The sequence below is a fragment of the Klebsiella sp. K-Nf6 genome, assembly GCF_002806655.1.
In the GTDB taxonomy this organism is placed as follows: domain Bacteria; phylum Pseudomonadota; class Gammaproteobacteria; order Enterobacterales; family Enterobacteriaceae; genus Klebsiella; species Klebsiella variicola.
The window spans coordinates 96,888-114,411 of the sequence record NZ_PIBN01000016.1 but is presented as its reverse complement, the minus strand read 5'-3'; the positions used below and the strand labels follow the sequence as shown (position 1 = coordinate 114,411).

Below are 17,524 nucleotides of genomic sequence, written 5' to 3'. Positions count from 1 at the left end.
GGTACAGTGCGTCGCACCCATCGTGGGAAAGTTTTTTTGACTGGAGAATTCGGTAAATGGCGACACTAACCACTACGACCACCCGACCGTCTTTATTTGGCGGCGTGGTGATTATCGGCGGCACAATTATCGGCGCGGGCATGTTCTCGCTGCCGGTGGTGATGTCCGGCGCGTGGTTATTCTGGTCGCTGGCGGCACTGGTTTTCACCTGGTTCTGCATGTTGCACTCCGGTCTGATGATCCTGGAAGCCAACCTCAACTACCGGATTGGCTCCAGCTTCGACACCATCACCAAAGACCTGCTCGGCAAAGGCTGGAACCTGGTGAACGGCGTGTCGATCGCCTTTGTGCTGTATATCCTGACCTACGCCTATATTTCGGCGAGCGGTTCGATCCTGCACCACACCTTCAGTGAAATGTCGCTGAACGTACCGGCGCGCGCGGCAGGCTTCGGCTTTGCGCTGCTGGTGGCGTTTATTGTCTGGATGAGCACCAAAGCGGTGAGCCGCATGACGGCTATCGTGCTCGGCGCCAAGGTCATCACCTTCTTCCTGACCTTCGGCAGCCTGCTGGGACACGTCGAACCGACGACGCTGTTTAACGTCGCGGAGAAGAATGCCTCCTATGCGCCCTACCTGCTGATGACGCTGCCGTTCTGCCTGGCCTCGTTTGGCTATCACGGTAATGTGCCGAGCCTGATGAAATATTATGGTAAGGATCCGCGCACCATTACCCGCTGCCTGGTTTACGGTACGCTGCTGGCGCTGGTTCTGTACGTGGTCTGGCTGCTGGTGACGATGGGCAATATTCCCCGTCCGCAGTTTATCGATATCGCGCAGAAGGGCGGTAACATTGATGTGCTGGTGCAGGCCCTGAGTGGTGTGCTGAATAACCGCGGTCTGGATCTGCTGCTGGTGGTGTTCTCCAACTTTGCCGTCGCCAGTTCGTTCCTCGGCGTCACGTTGGGTCTGTTTGACTATCTGGCGGATCTGTTTGGCTTCGACGATAGCGCGATGGGGCGCTTTAAAACCGCGCTGCTGACCTTTATCCCGCCGATGATTGGCGGGCTGGTGAAGCCTGACGGCTTCCTGTATGCCATCGGCTATGCTGGCCTGGCGGCGACGGTATGGGCGGCCATTGTGCCGGCGCTGCTGGCCCGCGCTTCGCGTAAACGCTTCGGCAGCCCACAGTTCCGCGTATGGGGCGGAAAAGCGATGATTGTGCTGATCCTGCTCTTTGGTCTCGGCAACGCGGTGGTGCACTTCCTGTCGAGCTTTAACTTGCTGCCGGTTTATCAGTAAGGTTAATGCCCGGTGGCATGACATCCACCGGGCTGACGTTAGTGTTACCCCAACAGCTCCTCTTTCACCTGCATCGCTAAATCAAACGAATGCAGGCGCGCCTGATGGTCGAAGATCTGGCCATTGACCATGATTTCGTCCGCCTCGGTTTCGCGCAGAATCGACTCTAAACCATGACGAACCTTAGCCTTATCGCCGACCAGCGACATGCTTAACGCCTGCTGCACGCCATACTGCTCAGACGCTGACCACAGCTGATGCATATTTTCCACCGGCGGCGGCAGTTGTCCGGTTTCTCCGCGACGCAGCTTCACAAACGCCTGCTGCATGGAAGTGAAGAGAAACTCCGCATCGCGGTTGCTGTCGGCGGCGATGATATTGATACACACCATCGCGTACGGTTTTTCCAGCCGCGCCGAAGGTTTGAAATTGCTGCGATACAGATGCAGCGCCTGGAACAGCATGTCCGGCGCGAAGTGTGAGGCGAAAGCAAACGGCAGGCCGAGCTGCGCCGCCAGCTGGGCGCTGTACAGGCTTGAGCCCAGCAGCCACACCGGAATTCGTTCGCCATAGCCGGGAACCGGACGCACGTGCGGGTTCGGATCGCGGGCGTCAAACCAGTCCACCAGTTCCGCCACGTCTCGGGGGAAGTTATCGACATCGCCGCTCATATGGCGGCGCAGGGCTCGCATGGTCGGCTGATCGCTACCTGGCGCGCGGCCAAGCCCGAGATCGATACGCCCGGGATAAAGGGTATTCAGGGTGCCGAACTGTTCGGCGATCACCAGCGGTGAGTGGTTGGGCAGCATCACCCCGCCGGAACCGAGATGCAGAGTGGTGGTATTGGCGGCGAGATAGCCTATCAGCACCGAGGTCGCCGCGCTGGCAATGCCGACCATATTATGGTGCTCCGCCAGCCAGTAGCGGTGATAGCCGCGCGATTCGGCCAGCCTGGCGAGATCCAGAGAGTGGGTAAAGGCTTCTTTGGCAGAAGATCCTTGCGGGATCGGCGCCAGGTCGAGCACCGAGAACGGAACAGATTTGTCAGTCATAAAGGCTCACTTTGCTACAGCATCGTCATCAGATTGAAGGTCTTCTTCCAGCCTGGCGCATCCTGGACGCGCCAGCCAGAAAAGCTGCATCTTTAATAATGCATTAAAATCTGAGCACTGTTGTTAACAAAGTGAGCGGTTTATCAGGCCTGAAGCACCAGCCCGGGCAGCCGTTTCCAGTAGCCGTTGCAATCACTATTGCTGGTAAGATCCAGTGGTGCAGCGCCGTTTTCGTTAGCGCGGAAGGCCTCGAGCATGGCGAAGGTTTCGTTGCCCATCGGCGACAGGCGCACCATATCCACCAGGCCGTGCATCGAGGTTAACTCGTTGCCCAGGTTATAGACGTAGCCGCTCATGGTCTGGATACCGTTGAGCACGAACACCTGCTGGTTCTCCTGCGACAGCATGCTGCGCCCGGTCGGGTACTTGATGCAGCAGGTTTCGCATTCGTCCTTTGGCCGGTCTTCCGAGCGGGCGGTAAAGCAGCGCGCGGAATAGGCCAGCGGCAGATGGCCGTAGCTCAGCACTTCCACTTCAAACTGGTTGCGAATACCCAGCTCTTCGCACTGGGTCAGTAAATTTGCCAGCCAGTCGCGGGAAAGCTCTACCGGCATGCACCAACGCATCATGCCTTGTTTCAGCAGCAGGCGCAGAGTGACGGCGTTATAGCAGTTCAGCGCATGACCGGCGACGAACGGCAGCTTGCGTTCGGCGCAGAGGTTCACCACGCCAAGGTCGCTGGCCTCAATCAGGAACTCGCCGTTATCGACATAGCGCTTCAGTTCGCCCAGTTCGGAGGAGGCCTGCACCAGCGCGAGGGTAGACAGCACCACCTGTTTGCCGCTGCCGGCCAGCGCTTTTGCCATCTCGATCCAGTCGCCAACTTTGGTGGCGCGGCGTTTGCTGCACACGGCTTCGCCGAGATAAATGGTGTCGGCGCAACTGTTTGCCGCCTGCTGGTAAAAATCTTCCAGCGTTTCTTTTGGCCAGTAGTACAGCACCGGCCCTAATGAATATTTCATGTTTCTCACTGCCATTTACGGTGATAGGCGCCAAGGGTGGTTTGTGTCCCTTCAGACATCGAACCAAGGGTTTCCATCCAGGCGGATTGCGGCACAAAATTCTGCGGATCGGCTTTGCAGCGGTCGATCGCCTGGCGCCAGACTTTCGCCACCTGGGTGACGTACGCCGGGCTGCGCTGACGGCCTTCGATTTTCACCGAGGCGATATTGGCGGCCATCAATTCCGGCAACAGCTCCAGGGTGTTGAGGCTGGTGGGTTCCTCCAGCGCATGGTAGCGCTCGCCATCGACCAGGTAGCGGCCTTTGCACAGCGTCGGATAACCGGCGTTTTCGCCATCCTGATAGCGGTCGATCAGCACCTCATTAAGGCGCGATTCCAGCCCCTGCGGCGTTTGTTGCCAACGCACGAAGCGGGCAGGCGAACAGGCGCCGACGGTATTCGGCGATTCGCCGGTCAGGTAAGAAGAGAGATAGCAGCGGCCTTCCGCCATGATGCACAGGCTGCCGAAGGCGAAGACTTCCAGCGGCACCGGCGTGGCGCGGGCCAATTGTTTTACCTGGTGAATAGATAACACTCGTGGCAGTACGACACGCGCCACGTCAAAGTTGCGATGATAGAAGCGAATGGCCTCTTCATTGGTGGCGGAAGCCTGCACCGAAACGTGGCGCTCAATGTGTGGATAACGCTCCGCGGCGTACTCCAGCATGGCAATATCGGCCAGGATGAGCGCATCGGCGCCCAGTTGTGCGGCCATGTCCACTGCGCGCTGCCAGCGGGCGTAGCCGTCGGGATGGGCGAAGGTGTTGATCGCAATATGCAGCTTACGACGGTGCTGATGCACAAAGCTGACGGCTTCCTGCAGTTTTTTTTCGGTGAAATTAAGGCCGGCAAAGTGGCGGGCGTTGGTGTCATCTTTCAGCCCGATATAGACGGCATCGGCGCCGTTTTCGATGGCCGCCTTAAGCGCCGGAAGGTTACCGGCTGGGCAGAGCAGCTCCATAATTTTTCCTGAAAAATGCGGCCCGTCAGGGACGCTGAATGGTTAACGAGCAGGGATTTTAGTTAACCTTCTGGTGACAATTTTTGATTTGAGGCAGTTAAAAGTGTATTGGTGGCGCCAATAACTGGCGGCCGTCATCGCGTTTTTGTTGATTTACGCCGCTATGTTGTTTATGTGATATGGCACAATAGCGGAACAATTGCATTCATGGAGTAAAGCTTGTGTTGGATAAACTGCGTTCCCGGCTGGTCCACTTTGGCCCGTCTTTACTGAGCGTGCCGGTTAAGCTGGCGCCTTTTGCCCTCAAGCGCCAGGTGCTGGAGCAGGTGCTAAGCTGGCAGTTCCATCAGGCGCTGGCAGAGGGAGAACTGGAGTTTCTCGAGGGGCGCTGGTTAAGTATTCATGTGCGTGACATCGGTCTGCTGTGGTATACCTCGGTAGTCGATGGTCGCCTGGTGGTCAGCCAACAGGCCGACGCCGACGTCAGCTTCAGTGCCGATGCCAGCGATCTGTTAATGATTGCCGCGCGCAAGCAGGATCCGGATACGCTATTCTTCCAGCGTCGTCTGGTGATTGAAGGCGATACGGAGCTGGGGCTGTACGTAAAAAATTTGATGGACGCCATTGAGCTCGAGCAGATGCCAAAAGCGCTGCGCGTGATGTTGCTGCAACTGGCGGATTTTGTCGAAGCTGGACTGAAGAGCCCGCAGAAACCTGAACAGACATCGGTAGGTGAGGCATGCTGATTCGAGTGGAAATTGGGATTGATGCACCGGGAATCGACGCGCTGCTGCGTCGTACCTTCGGCCGCGATGCCGAAGCGCAGCTGGTGCACGATCTGCGTGAAGATGGACTGATCACGCTGGGGGTGGTGGCAACGGATGATGAAGGCCAGGTGATCGGCTACGTTGCCTTCAGCCCGGTTGCGGTGGAAGGTGAAGAGCTGCAGTGGGTCGGTCTGGCGCCGCTGGCGGTGGATGAACACTATCGTGGACAGGGCATCGGCCGGCAACTGGTCTATGAAGGGCTGGATTCGCTGAATGAGTTTGGCTATGCCGCGGTGGTGACGCTGGGCGACCCGAATTTATACCGTCGCTTCGGTTTTGAGCCGGCCGCGCGCTTCGATCTCCGCTGCCGCTGGCCGGACAGCGCGGAGGCGTTCCAGGTTCACCGTCTGGCGGATGACGCTCTCGAAGGCGTCCATGGCCAGGTAGAATACAGCGACCATTTTAATCGTCTTTGAGCCTCGCCAGCAGGGTTTCGAAGGCATCCTCTCCGGCAACGAGGCGCTCTTTTTCGCGCTTCGTTAGCTGCTTAACGCGGTATTCCAGTCGCAACGCAAGTGAGTGTTCACCAACCTCGTGGCTAAAGGCCAGCAGCAGGTCGCCTTTACCGCGCAACGCCTTCGCGCCTTTTCCCGCCTGATGCTGGCGAAAGCGGCGCGGCACATCGGTGGTGATGCCGGTATAAAGGCGATTATCCGCGGTTCGAATGAGATACAGAAACCAGCACACGGTCACAAAGTCGCTATGGTAAGGTGTGTGCACCATAGCATAATGGAGAAGAAAGATGGAAACCCTTGCTGCCATTGGTCGCTGGCTGAGTAAACAGCACGTCGTCACCTGGTGCGTCTCCCGCGACGACGAGCTGTGGTGTGCGAATGCCTTTTACGTCTATGACCCGGATACCGTGGCCTTTTATCTGCTCAGCGATGAGCACACCCGCCACGGTCAGATGACCGGTGAACGGGCGAAAGTGGCCGGTACGGTCAATGGCCAGCCAAAAACCGTGGCCCTGATCCGCGGCGTGCAGTTCAAAGGCGAGATCCGTCGTCTGAGCGGTGACGAAGAGGCGCGGATGCGCCAGCGCTACGTCAAGCGCTTTCCGGTGGCCCGCATGTTGTCGGCGCCGGTATGGGAGATTCGTCCGGACGAAATCAAGTTTACCGATAACACGCTGGGCTTCGGGAAAAAGTTACACTGGCGGCGTGATGCCGGCGCCGAGCAGGCGTAGCGCTTCGCGATTGAAGGCCGGCAGATCGTCCGGCGTTCTGCTGGTGACCAGCTGTTCGTTATCGACCACCACCTCCTGGTCGTAAAACTCGCCCCCGGCGTTTTTCACATCCACCACGATAGGCTTCACCGCCGTGAGCTTACGCCCGCGGACCACATCGGCGCTGATCAGCAGCTGTGGGCCGTGGCAGATGGCGAAGACCGGCTTCCCGCTGTTGACGAAATCGCGGGTAAAGGTGACGAAGCGTTCATCCCCGCGCAGCTGATCAGGGGAATAGCCCCCGGGCAGCAGCAAGGCATCAAATTCACCCGGTGTGACGTCATCGATGGCTCTGTCGATGGCGACCTCCGCTTCTCCCTGTTTACCCTTCACCGTCTTGCCAGCCTGCTTTTCGATCGTGACGACCTGATGCCCGGCGAGCTTGAACGCGTCGGCGGGAGAGGTAAATTCAGAATCTTCAAAGTCGTCGGTAATGAGCACGGCTATCTTTTTACTCATGCTTCCTCCGCTATCTGGATGGTCAATGAGGTAATTCCATGATGATGGTGGATACTTACCTTGTAAGGTATTAAGCCTGGAACATGAGCCCGAAAGTGCAAGGCGGAGAATTCTGTAAAGGAGAATCAATGAGTCAGGTATTATTAACCGGCGCGACCGGGTTAGTTGGCGGTCACTTACTCCGGATGCTGCAGAATGAGCCGAGCATCAGCGCCATCGCCGCGCCGACGCGTCGCCCGCTGGCGCCGGCGGAAGGTGTCTTTAATCCTCACGATCCCCAGCTGACCGATGCCCTGGCGCAGGTGGTCGACCCGGTCGATATCGTCTTCTGTTGCCTGGGGACGACGCGTCGGGAAGCGGGAAGCAAAGAGGCCTTTGTCCATGCTGATTACACGCTGGTTATCGATACGGCACTGGCCGGAAAACGGCTTGGCGCGCAGCATATGCTGGTGGTCAGCGCGATGGGCGCCAATGCCCACTCGCCGTTTTTCTACAATCGGGTGAAGGGGGAAATGGAGGCGGCGTTGATCGAACAGGCCTGGCCGCGGCTGACCATTGCCCGGCCGTCGATGCTGTCAGGCGAGCGGGAAAAGAAGCGGGCCAATGAGACTTTCCTCGAACCGCTGTTCCGGCTGCTGCCGGGAAACTGGAAGGCGATTCCGGCGCGTGACGTGGCGATTGCCCTGCTGGCGGAGGCGCTGTCGCCCACCCAGGAAGGCGTGCAAATTCTGACGTCATCCCAACTGCGGGAGCGCGCCGCGCAGCAGGCTGAATAGCGTTTTGCAAACGCAAACATCCGGCGTACTATTCACGGCTTCAATTCATATCCACATTTCTTGCTGGGGAATGCTATGACTGGTCAGTCTTCATCTCAGGCGGCGTCACCGTTTCAATGGTGGAAACCCGCGCTTTTCTTTCTCGTCGTGATTGTCGGCCTGTGGTTTGTCAAATGGCAGCCCTATTACGGGAAAGCCTTCACCGCCGCGGAAACCCACAGTATCGGTAAATCCATTCTGGCCCAGGCCGACGCTAACCCGTTGAAAGCCGCGTGGGACTACGCGATAGTTTACTTCCTTGCCGTCTGGAAAGCGGCAGTGCTCGGCGTGCTGCTCGGGTCGCTGATTCAGGTGCTGATCCCGCGCGACTGGCTGCTGCGCACCCTGGGACAATCGCGTTTTCAGGGCACGCTTCTGGGGGCGATTTTCTCGTTGCCCGGCATGATGTGCACCTGCTGCGCCGCGCCGGTCGCGGCCGGCATGCGCAAACAGCAGGTGTCGATGGGCGGGGCGCTGGCGTTCTGGATGGGTAACCCGCTGCTCAACCCGGCGACGCTGGTGTTTATGGGCTTTGTCCTGGGCTGGCAGTTTGCGCTGGTTCGCCTGGTCGCTGGCCTGGCGACGGTGCTGATTGTCGCGACCCTGGTGCAGAAATGGGTGAAAGAGGCGGCGACGCAGCCGGTAGCAGTGCCTGCTGCACCGTCTGAAGCGGCCAGAGACAGCTTCTTTAGCCGCTGGCTGCGGGCGCTGTGGACGCTGTTCTGGAATACGATCCCGGTTTATATCCTTGCGGTACTGGTGCTGGGAGCGGCGCGCGTCTGGCTGTTCCCGCACGCCGATGGCGCGGTGGATAACACGTTATTCTGGGTCATCGCGATGGCGATAGCCGGCTGCCTGTTTGTGATCCCTACCGCGGCGGAAATTCCGATTGTGCAGACGATGATGCTGGCTGGCATGGGGACGGCGCCAGCGCTGGTGCTGCTCATCACTCTGCCGGCGGTGAGCGTACCGTCGCTGATTATGCTGCGCAAAGCCTTCCCGGCCAAAGCGCTGTGGCTGACTGGCGGACTGGTGGCGCTGTGCGGGGCGATTGTCGGTGCGCTGGCACTGGTGTAGTTTGCCGTAAACGTAAGGATAGCCGGATTGGGTGTCGGGCGGCGGCTACGCCTTACCCGGCACCCAACGCATAGGGGACGGTAGCCCGGCTAAGCGCAGCGCCAGCCGGGAGACTGCAGCTTTATTTGATGTAGGTAAAGGCGGTGGTCACGCGGGACACGCCGCTCACCCGGCTGGCAATATCCGCGGCCGCCCGGCCTTCACGATCGGTCACCAGCCCCATCAGGAAGACTTCACTGTTTTCCGTGGTCACCTTCACGTTCGAGGATTTGACCTGATCGGTGCTCAGCAGCTGCGAACGCACCTTGGTGGTAATCCAGGTATCAGACGAGGCGGTCCCTAAACCAATCGGCTGGCCCTGGCGCACTTCATTAAACACTTCCGTGGTCCCTTCCACGCCCATGGCGATTTGCTTGGCGCGGGCAGAGAGATCCGGCGTTGGCGACTGGCCGGTCAGCAGGACTTTGCCCTGATAAGCCGTGACGTTGATGCGGGCCTGTTTTTTAATCTGTTCATCTTTCGACAAGGCGCTATTGACGCGCAGTTCCAGGGTGCTGTCATCGACCTGGGTTCCCACCGTACGCGGGTCCGTTGCGGCTTTGGTGCCGACAGCTGCCGTTCCGACTACCGCGGCGGCAACACAGCCCTGCAGCAGTAGTGCAGAAAGCAGGATGGCGAGGGGCGAGAGAGCCTTCATGTGTTCTCCTTAATCGTCCTGGTGTGGAAAAAGGGTGTTATCTATCAAATCGCACAGACAGTTGACGGTCAGCATATGCATCTCCTGAATACGCGCGCTGCGATGCGAGGGGATGCGGATTTCGACATCCTGCTGACCTAAGAGGCCAGCCAGCTCACCGCCGTCATAGCCGGTTAACGCGACGATAGTCATGTCGCGGGTCACGGCGGCTTCCACCGCCTTGACGATATCCCGGCTGTTACCGCGCGTAGAGATCGCCAGCAGCACATCGCCGGCGTGTCCCAGGGCGCGCACCTGCTTGGCGTAGATCTCGTCATGCAGGCGATCGTTGGCGATCGCGGTTAAGACCACATTATCGGTATTTAGTGCAATGGCGGGTAAACCAGGGCGTTCCGTTTCAAAACGATTAATCATGCTGGCAGCAAAATGCTGTGCGTTGGCGGCGGAGGTGCCATTACCACAACAGAGGATTTTGTTGCCGTTGAGCAGGGACTGCACGAGCGTCATCGCCGCCCGGGAAATCGCGTCCGGGAGTGCTTCTGCTGCGGCAATTTGGGTTTGAATGCTTTCGGTAAAGCAGGCTTTGATTCTGTCGAGCACGGGATCCCTTACTTCTGGTATTACGCTATTCGCCAAAGGCGTTTTTTAGCCATTGGATGTCGTTTCCGGTGAAGGCTACCACATCGAAACGGCAATCCACAGTCTCAAAGCTCCCATTCTGTCGGCAGAGCCACAAACGGGCGGCTTTAAGCAGTCGTTGTTGTTTTTGCGGGGTGACGCTGGCTGCCGCGTCACCGTACTGGGCGCTCCGGCGGTAGCGCACCTCGACAAAAACGGTGACGGTGCCGTCGCGCATGATGAGGTCAATTTCGCCGCCACGCTCGCGGGCATTGGCGGCGATAAAACGCAGGCCCTGGCCTTCCAGCCAGCGGCGAGCCTGGTTTTCCCAGGCATCGCCAGTCTGTTTGCTTAGCTGGCCGGAACGATTTTTCCCTGCTGGTATTTGAGCCATGACAGTTTCCTGTTAATCACACAATCCTGGGTGGCCGTCAGATCGCCGGTATTCCCGTTCAGCTCGAAGCCCGGCGTTTGGCGCATTTGCGTGAAGTGGTTCGCCAGTGACCAGGCGTCAGCGCCCATGGCATACAGGCGCGCCAGCGAGTAGTCATTACGTACAGCGGACAGCGCCTGCTGCATCAGCGCCGGGTTGCTGCCGGCCAGCATCGGGATTTCACTATACTGCAGGCCTTCCATCTCCAGACGGAAATCCGGCCCTGCGGTGCCCTGAGCGCTGCGTGAGCTGGCGTACAGGGTGACATTGTTTTGACTGCCGTTGCGCATAGCGATCATGGGTTTGATATAGGCAATCTGTTCCGGGGTGGCGAGGATATAGGCGGCGTCTACGCTGCCGCCGCTGCTCACCGGCATCTCATCCGCACCGCCGAGGGAACTGTTCTGGGCCGAAGGCAGGGTGGAGACCGGCGTGCCGCTCAGCGCAATGCCCCCTCCGCCGTTGACGCCGGCGCGCAGCTCAGCCGTGGAGCCAAAGCGCTGCTGCAGGACGCTGGCGCCGCCCAGCTTCAGCCATTCGTCGGCAAAAGCGCTAACCACGCGATCGCCCAGCGCACCGCGCGGAACCAGCAGCAGCGGCGTCTGTTTGCCCTGTTGGTGGATATGTCGGGCGGCGTCACGCGCTTCGTCTTCCGGAGAAAGGGCGAAATAGCAGATGTTAGCGCGGCTTTCGACTTTTTCCGGCTGGTTGAGGGCCAGCACGTTGAGCGGCGTGTTGCTCTTAATCACATCATCCACGTTCTCTTTCAGCAGCGGTCCGACGACTAAAGTGGCGCCGTCCTGCTGAGCCTGGGCAAGCAACTGACTGATGGGCTGGCTGGTGGTGTCGTAAATTTTTAGTTCCGCAGAGGGGTTGGCGGCGGTGGCGACCACGGGTTGAGGCTGCGCGGTCGGGGCGGTGACCGGCTGGGTGGCCGGGGAAGCGGTGGTCTGCGGCGTGGCGGCCGCTGCCGGCGCCTGGGCTGCAGGTTCCGCGGCAGGCGCCGCCTGGTCTTGTGCCGGCGCCTGCACCGGTTCAGCGCGGCTTCCGGTGGCGGTAAGATCGCTGATTTCTGCCTGCGACGGACTCACCACGTCATCATTCCCGGAGACATTCGCCGCCTGGGCAACCTGCGCGGGAACGGCGCTACCCGTCACCGACGGCGCACCATTTTTGGCGGCTTCAAAGCCCTGCTGGATAGTGCGGCCGAAGATCGACGCCTGGCCGTTCAGCGGCAGAAAAAGCGCAATCTTGTTGGTGGACGCGGGCTTATAGTTTTGCATGTTCACCAGCGCCGTCGGCAGCATTTTTGCGCCCGGGTTTTGCGGATAGCGCGTCTGCCAGTCTTTAACGCCCGCCTTCAGCAGCGTCGGATCGTTGCGATTGTCAAACCACATCCGCTGCAGATCCAGCCAGCCCTGGAGGGTATTTTCATCGGCATTGATCACCAGCGCATTGGCCTGATCTTGGGTCATCGAGGTGAGCGCTTGCCAGGTCGCGTCAATGTTTTGCTGGCGTTGTTTGGCATCACTCAGCAGCGGCTGCTGGGCGATTAACGCACGCAGTAACGTAACTGATGGCTTACCCTGGCTGGCATCAATTTGTGCCTGCCAGTAGCGCGCCTGCTGGGGTTGATCCAGGCTTGCCGGGTCGAGTTTTGCCAGCAGAGTACGAGCGCCCTGATAGTCGTTTTGCGCCAGCTTCACTTCCACTGCCAGCAGCGACTGTTCGCGGGCCTGGGTGCTGTTCAGGTTCGACGGCAACTGGTTGTACAGGTCGATGGCCTGTTGTTTCTTCCCTTCCTGCAGCAGTGCACGAATGGCGAGTAATTGCCAGTTGGTCTTGCTATCATTCGTGCTTTGCTGCATCTGCTGTAGGTAGAAACTGGAGTTGGCCTGCGATGTACCCTGCATAAACGCCGTGCTTTGATCCTGCGTGTGGGTGCCGCAGCCAGCAAAAAGAAGCGTCGCCAGCAATACGGGCAGACAGCGCGCGGGCTTAGAACGAAGAAATGTTGACGGTACCATAAGTGTCCAGTGATATTTTTTTGGCTCAATGCTCAATATTAAATCGGCAATACGGACGAGACAATGAAACAACACGAATCAGCGGATAATTCTCAGGGGCAGCTCTATATTGTGCCCACTCCGATAGGGAATCTGTCTGATATCACGCAGCGCGCACTGGAAGTGTTGCAAGCTGTTGATTTAATTGCTGCGGAAGATACCCGCCACACCGGTTTGCTGCTGCAACATTTTGCGATTAACGCCCGCTTATTTGCGCTTCACGACCATAACGAGCAGCAAAAGGCGGAAACACTTCTTGCTAAACTGAAGGCAGGCCAAAACATTGCGCTGGTCTCCGATGCCGGCACGCCGCTGATTAATGACCCTGGCTACCATCTGGTGCGCACCTGCCGCGAAGCGAATATTCGCGTCGTACCGCTGCCGGGCCCCTGCGCGGCCATCGCCGCCCTGAGCGCTGCCGGTCTGCCTTCCGACCGTTTCTGCTATGAAGGCTTCCTGCCGGCGAAATCGAAAGGCCGCCGCGATACCCTGAAGGCGCTGGAAGAAGAGCCGCGCACTATTATCTTCTATGAGTCGACGCACCGCCTGGTGGAGAGTCTGGAAGATATCTGCGCAGTACTGGGGGAATCCCGCTACGTGGTGCTGGCCCGCGAGCTGACCAAAACCTGGGAATCGATCCACGGCGCGCCGATCGGCGAGCTGGTGGCCTGGGTGAAGGAAGACGAAAACCGTCGTAAAGGCGAGATGGTACTGATCGTCGAAGGCTTCAAGGCCCAGGAAGAGGCGCTGCCGGCGGCCGCGCTGCGTACCCTGGCGCTGCTGCAAGCAGAGCTGCCGCTGAAGAAAGCCGCTGCGCTGGCCGCGGAGATCCACGGCGTGAAGAAAAATGCGTTGTATAAGTACGCCCTGGAGCAGCAGGGGGAGTAAGCCTGTAAATTGACTTTGGGATCAGCAAGCCGCTCTTCAGAAATTGAAGGGCGGCTTGAACGTCATCTGATATGTCGGAAGAAATGTCGGAAGAAATGTCGGAAGAAAAGGGCAGAATCGCTTTTCTTGCCGCACAGCATCCCTAACCAACAAGCCCGGATAAATCCGGGCTAAAAGTGTTTAAATTCTCCCGCTCTCGATCAGGTCACCGGCGCCGGGTTAAACACCGCCAGCTGGTTGTGCAAGCCCCATTGATCGGAGAAGGTTTTCTTGCGTCCGCTGGCGACATCGAGAATAAATTCGAACAGCTTCCGCCCGACATCCTCAATCGTCTCTTCGCCAGTGGCGATGGTCCCGGCGTTAATATCCATTAAGTCATACCAGCGGTTGGCCAGCTCGGTCCGGGTCGCCATTTTTATTACGGGTACCGCCATCAGGCCATACGGCGTGCCGCGGCCGGTGGTGAACACCTGCACGGTGATGCCAGAGGCGACCTGCTGGGTGCCGCAGACAAAATCGCTGGCGGGGGTAGCGGCATAAATCAGGCCGCGTTTGGTCGGGCGCTGGCCTGGAGAGAGCACCTCGACGATGGCGCTTTTACCTGATTTAGCAATAGAACCCAGCGCTTTTTCCACCACGTTGGCCAGGCCGCCTTTTTTGTTGCCGGGGGAGGGGTTGGCGCTGCGGTCGGTTTTGCCCATGTCGAGATAGTTATCGTACCAGGCCATCTCTTCCAGCAGGCGTTTGCCGACCTCTTCGTTAATCGCCCGCGGGGTTAACAGATGGATGGCGTCGCGGACTTCGGTTACTTCCGAGAACATCACCGTCGCACCGCAGCGCACCAGCAGGTCGGATGCATAACCCACCGCCGGGTTGGCGGTCACGCCGGAGAAGGCGTCGCTGCCGCCGCACTGCATCCCGACCACCAGCTCAGAGGCCGGGCAGGTTTCCCGCTGGCGCTGGTTCAGTTTCGCCAGGTGGCGCTCGGCGATCTGCAGAATATCATCGACCATCGATTTAAAACCAACATGCTTTTCATCCTGCAGGCTGACGATGCTGGCGCTGTCCACCGGGATACTTTGGACGTCTTCCGTGCCCTGCAGCAGGCGTTCCGGTTGCAGCTTTTCACAGCCGAGGCCAATAACCATCACCTCGCCGCCGAAGTTCGGGTTGAGAGCGATATTGTGGATGGTGCGAATCGGCACTACCGCCGCTGGGGCGTTGATCGCCACGCCGCAGCCGTAGAGATGATTCAGGCCCACCACGCCATCGACGTTGGGATAGTTCGGCAGCAGGTCGCGCTCAATGATTTTCACCACATAATCGACCACGCCGGCGACACAGTGCACGCTGGTAGTGATGCCCAGCAGGTTCTTGGTGCCCACGCTGCCATCGGCATTGCGGTAGCCTTCAAAGGTATAGCCTTCCAGCGGCGGTAGCGGTTCAGGCACTTTGGTCGCCAGCGGCAGGGTGTTCAACGGCGGGGCGGTAGGCAGTTCCACCAGCGATTCGTCAATCCAGCTTCCCTGTGGGATGTCGCGCACGGCGAAGCCAATCACTTCCCCGTAGCGAATGATTTCACCGCGGGCAGGGATATCCACCAGGGCTACTTTATGACCCTGTGGGATGTGTTCGACGAGCGTCAGGCCGTCCGGGAAACGTGTTCCGGCGGTCAATCCCCGATCGTTAACAATAATCGCCACGTTATCTGTCGGGTCAACTTTAATATAAAACGCGGTTGGCGATTGTTGTCGAATTGCAATGTCAGCCATTGTCCAGTCATCTCCAAACAGGTGCTAAAAAAAGAATGAAATGGTCATTCTGGTGCTGTAGAAAAGAATAATGAAATAAAGAATGTCAGGAGTAATGGCTTTAAAATGTGATCTGTGTCACCCCTCTCTGCGACGACGCTCACGCACTGACAGGCAATCATGAGAACTGTGGATTAGCGCCCATGACTTGTGGCATTTGCCTAACTAAAGCGTCAGATAAGATGTTTATATTGTGATTATGCATGGTGTCTGGCGATGGCAGGCTGATTATACTGTGTCATGTTTTTGAGGTAGCCGATAGGCAATCAGAGAGCGTTGATATCGTCTATTTAACAAATAAAGAGCCCGATTAAAAAAATAATAAAAGGTGTTCTGTGTTTGATGAATATCTTCATGATCCTGGATGGGATGAGAAAAAAGGAATATCAACTCGCTATTTTATTCTGCTGATTATATTTATGGTTCGCGAGATTAAACGCCTGGAATTGCAGAAGTAAGCAACGATTAACGCAAGGTAAACATCATGGATAACGCAATTTTCCCGAACAAATTTAAGGCCGCGCTGGCGGCTCATCAGGTGCAGATTGGCTGCTGGTGCGCGCTGGCTAACCCGATCAGCACCGAGGTGCTGGGTCTGGCCGGTTTCGACTGGCTGGTGCTGGATGCGGAACACGCGCCGAACGACGTGACCACGCTTATCCCACAGCTGATGGCGCTGAAGGGCAGCCCCAGCGCCCAGGTGGTGCGCGTGCCGACCAATGAGCCGATCATTATCAAGCGCATGCTGGACATCGGCTTCTACAACTTCCTGGTGCCGTTCGTCGAGACGGCTGAGCAGGCGGCACAGGCGGTGGCGTCGACCCGCTATCCGCCGGAAGGGATCCGCGGGGTTTCCGTTTCCCATCGCGGCAATATGTTCGGCACCGTGGCGGACTACTTCGCCCAGTCCAATAAGAACATTTCCGTTCTGGTGCAGATTGAGAGTCAGACCGGGGTGGACAACGTCGAGGCGATTGCCGCGACCGACGGCGTCGACGGCCTGTTCGTCGGCCCGAGCGACCTGGCCGCGGCCTTAGGTCATCTGGGCAATGCCGCCCATCCTGAGGTACAGCGCGCCATTCAGCATATCTTCGCCAGCGCGAAGAAGCACGGTAAGCCAAGCGGTATTCTGGCGCCAGTGGAAGCCGATGCGCGCCGCTATCTGGAATGGGGCGCGACTTTCGTCGCCGTCGGCAGCGATCTGGGCGTCTTCCGCTCAGCAACCCAGAAACTTGCTGATGCGTTTAAAAAATAATCACCAGGATGAAGAGAGAGAACATTATGACAATCAAAGTGGGTTTTATCGGTCTTGGCATTATGGGCAAACCGATGAGCAAAAATTTGCTGAAAGCCGGTTATTCGCTGGTGGTGTCGGACCGTAACCCGGAAGCGATTGCCGATGTGATTGCCGCGGGTGCTGAGACCGCGACGACGGCGAAGGCGATTGCCGAGCAATGTGACGTGATCATTACCATGCTGCCAAACTCTCCGCATGTGAAAGAGGTGGCACTGGGTGAAAACGGCATTATCGAAGGCGCAAAGCCGGGCACTGTGGTGATTGATATGAGCTCTATCGCGCCGCTGGCGAGCCGGGAAATCAGCGAAGCGCTGAAGGCCAAAGGTATTGATATGCTGGATGCGCCGGTGAGCGGCGGTGAACCGAAAGCCATCGACGGCACCCTGTCGGTGATGGTCGGCGGCGATAAGGCGATCTTTGATAAATACTACGATCTGATGAAAGCGATGGCGGGCTCCGTGGTGCATACCGGCGACATCGGCGCGGGCAACGTCACCAAACTGGCTAACCAGGTGATTGTCGCCCTGAACATCGCAGCGATGTCTGAAGCGCTGACTCTCGCGACCAAAGCTGGCGTCAATCCGGATCTGGTATATCAGGCGATCCGTGGCGGCCTGGCGGGCAGTACCGTGCTGGATGCCAAAGCGCCGATGGTGATGGATCGTAACTTTAAGCCGGGCTTCCGTATCGACCTGCATATTAAAGATCTGGCCAATGCGTTGGATACCTCACACGGCGTGGGCGCCCAGCTGCCGCTGACGGCGGCGGTAATGGAGATGATGCAGGCGCTGCGTGCGGACGGTCTGGGCACTGCGGACCATAGCGCGCTGGCGTGCTATTACGAAAAACTGGCGAAAGTGGAAGTCACTCGCTAACAAGAAGGGCGCACCACGCGCCCTGTTATTCTTGCCTTGCGCGGCACTGTCAGGCTACAA

18 protein-coding genes and 1 pseudogene are annotated in these 17,524 nt (G+C 58.3%); 9 read left to right on the top strand and 10 right to left on the bottom strand.

Features of this window, described 5'->3' with window-relative positions:
• The first annotated feature begins 56 nt into the window (after positions 1-56).
• The gene (mtr, locus tag CWM61_RS22530; protein ID WP_100631968.1) at positions 57-1,301 is read left to right on the top strand and encodes a tryptophan permease; all 1,245 of its coding nucleotides are present in this window, start codon (positions 57-59) and stop codon (positions 1,299-1,301) included.
• A 44-nt stretch (positions 1,302-1,345) separates the two neighbouring features.
• Here mtr and CWM61_RS22525 read toward each other — a convergent pair whose 3' ends face one another.
• The 3 genes from CWM61_RS22525 to ubiU form a co-directional block, all read right to left on the bottom strand.
• A complete protein-coding gene (locus CWM61_RS22525) occupies positions 1,346-2,353 on the bottom strand; it encodes a luciferase-like monooxygenase (RefSeq protein WP_048268246.1) in 1,008 nt (335 codons plus the stop codon).
• Positions 2,354-2,496: 143 nt separating this feature from the next.
• A complete protein-coding gene (locus CWM61_RS22520; protein WP_100631967.1) occupies positions 2,497-3,375 on the bottom strand; it encodes a U32 family peptidase in 879 nt (292 codons plus the stop codon).
• A 5-nt stretch (positions 3,376-3,380) separates the two neighbouring features.
• Positions 3,381-4,376 carry a ubiquinone anaerobic biosynthesis protein UbiU gene (ubiU, locus tag CWM61_RS22515; protein WP_004206164.1) on the bottom strand — a complete coding sequence of 332 codons (996 nt, stop codon included), beginning with the start codon at positions 4,374-4,376 and terminating at the stop codon, positions 3,381-3,383.
• A gap of 221 nt (positions 4,377-4,597) precedes the next feature.
• Here ubiU and ubiT point away from each other — a divergent pair, with 221 nt between their 5' ends.
• Both ubiT and CWM61_RS22505 read left to right on the top strand, forming a co-directional pair.
• A complete protein-coding gene (ubiT, locus tag CWM61_RS22510) occupies positions 4,598-5,122 on the top strand; it encodes a ubiquinone anaerobic biosynthesis accessory factor UbiT (protein ID WP_074387500.1) in 525 nt (174 codons plus the stop codon).
• On the top strand, positions 5,116-5,619 hold the full coding sequence (locus CWM61_RS22505; protein WP_061153211.1) for a GNAT family N-acetyltransferase: 504 nt from the start codon (positions 5,116-5,118) through the stop codon (positions 5,617-5,619). The genes ubiT and CWM61_RS22505 overlap by 7 nt, the downstream gene beginning before the upstream one ends.
• Here the strand turns inward: CWM61_RS22505 and CWM61_RS22500 are convergent.
• Positions 5,606-5,896, bottom strand: coding sequence for a GIY-YIG nuclease family protein (locus tag CWM61_RS22500; RefSeq protein WP_165784222.1), 291 nt, complete (start codon positions 5,894-5,896; stop codon positions 5,606-5,608). The genes CWM61_RS22505 and CWM61_RS22500 overlap by 14 nt on opposite strands.
• Positions 5,897-5,945: 49 nt before the next feature.
• On the opposite strand from CWM61_RS22500, the gene CWM61_RS22495 reads away from it, so the two are divergent.
• Positions 5,946-6,389, top strand: a complete 444-nt coding sequence (locus CWM61_RS22495; protein ID WP_008806619.1) for a YhbP family protein — start codon at positions 5,946-5,948, stop codon at positions 6,387-6,389.
• Here the strand turns inward: CWM61_RS22495 and CWM61_RS22490 are convergent.
• Positions 6,351-6,887 carry a type 1 glutamine amidotransferase domain-containing protein gene (locus tag CWM61_RS22490; protein ID WP_100631966.1) on the bottom strand — a complete coding sequence of 179 codons (537 nt, stop codon included), beginning with the start codon at positions 6,885-6,887 and terminating at the stop codon, positions 6,351-6,353. The genes CWM61_RS22495 and CWM61_RS22490 overlap by 39 nt on opposite strands.
• 128 nt (positions 6,888-7,015) lie before the next feature.
• Between CWM61_RS22490 and CWM61_RS22485 the strand changes: the two genes are divergently transcribed.
• Both CWM61_RS22485 and CWM61_RS22480 read left to right on the top strand, forming a co-directional pair.
• Positions 7,016-7,663 (top strand): NAD(P)H-binding protein, encoded by a 648-nt coding sequence (locus CWM61_RS22485; protein ID WP_100631965.1) that lies wholly within the window; start codon positions 7,016-7,018, stop codon positions 7,661-7,663.
• A 75-nt stretch (positions 7,664-7,738) separates the two neighbouring features.
• Positions 7,739-8,779: a permease gene (locus tag CWM61_RS22480; protein WP_074387503.1), complete on the top strand. Its 1,041-nt coding sequence runs from the start codon at positions 7,739-7,741 to the stop codon at positions 8,777-8,779.
• Positions 8,780-8,900: 121 nt separating this feature from the next.
• On the opposite strand, the gene dolP is transcribed toward CWM61_RS22480, so the two are convergent.
• From dolP to CWM61_RS22460, 4 genes are read right to left on the bottom strand one after another with little or no spacing between them, the layout of a single operon-like run.
• Positions 8,901-9,476 carry a division/outer membrane stress-associated lipid-binding lipoprotein gene (gene dolP, locus CWM61_RS22475; RefSeq protein ID WP_002918214.1) on the bottom strand — a complete coding sequence of 192 codons (576 nt, stop codon included), beginning with the start codon at positions 9,474-9,476 and terminating at the stop codon, positions 8,901-8,903.
• A 9-nt stretch (positions 9,477-9,485) separates the two neighbouring features.
• Positions 9,486-10,076: a DnaA initiator-associating protein DiaA gene (gene diaA / locus CWM61_RS22470; RefSeq protein WP_002918211.1), complete on the bottom strand. Its 591-nt coding sequence runs from the start codon at positions 10,074-10,076 to the stop codon at positions 9,486-9,488.
• A 25-nt stretch (positions 10,077-10,101) separates the two neighbouring features.
• Positions 10,102-10,488, bottom strand: coding sequence for a YraN family protein (locus CWM61_RS22465; RefSeq protein WP_074387504.1), 387 nt, complete (start codon positions 10,486-10,488; stop codon positions 10,102-10,104).
• Complete coding sequence (locus tag CWM61_RS22460; RefSeq protein ID WP_100631964.1) at positions 10,446-12,554, bottom strand: penicillin-binding protein activator; 2,109 nt, start codon at positions 12,552-12,554, stop codon at positions 10,446-10,448. The genes CWM61_RS22465 and CWM61_RS22460 overlap by 43 nt, the downstream gene beginning before the upstream one ends.
• Before the next feature lie 63 nt (positions 12,555-12,617).
• Between CWM61_RS22460 and rsmI the strand changes: the two genes are divergently transcribed.
• Complete coding sequence (gene rsmI / locus CWM61_RS22455) at positions 12,618-13,481, top strand: 16S rRNA (cytidine(1402)-2'-O)-methyltransferase (protein ID WP_074387506.1); 864 nt, start codon at positions 12,618-12,620, stop codon at positions 13,479-13,481.
• A 200-nt stretch (positions 13,482-13,681) separates the two neighbouring features.
• Here the strand turns inward: rsmI and garD are convergent, their stop codons facing one another.
• Positions 13,682-15,253: a galactarate dehydratase gene (gene garD, locus CWM61_RS22450; RefSeq protein WP_074387515.1), complete on the bottom strand. Its 1,572-nt coding sequence runs from the start codon at positions 15,251-15,253 to the stop codon at positions 13,682-13,684.
• Between the two features lie 523 nt (positions 15,254-15,776).
• Here garD and garL point away from each other — a divergent pair.
• Positions 15,777-16,674, top strand: a pseudogene (gene garL / locus CWM61_RS22445) (2-dehydro-3-deoxyglucarate aldolase).
• The gene (garR, locus tag CWM61_RS22440; RefSeq protein WP_061153220.1) at positions 16,574-17,464 is read left to right on the top strand and encodes a 2-hydroxy-3-oxopropionate reductase; all 891 of its coding nucleotides are present in this window, start codon (positions 16,574-16,576) and stop codon (positions 17,462-17,464) included. Before garL ends, garR begins: the two are co-directional and overlap by 101 nt.
• The last annotated feature ends 60 nt before the right edge of the window (positions 17,465-17,524 follow it).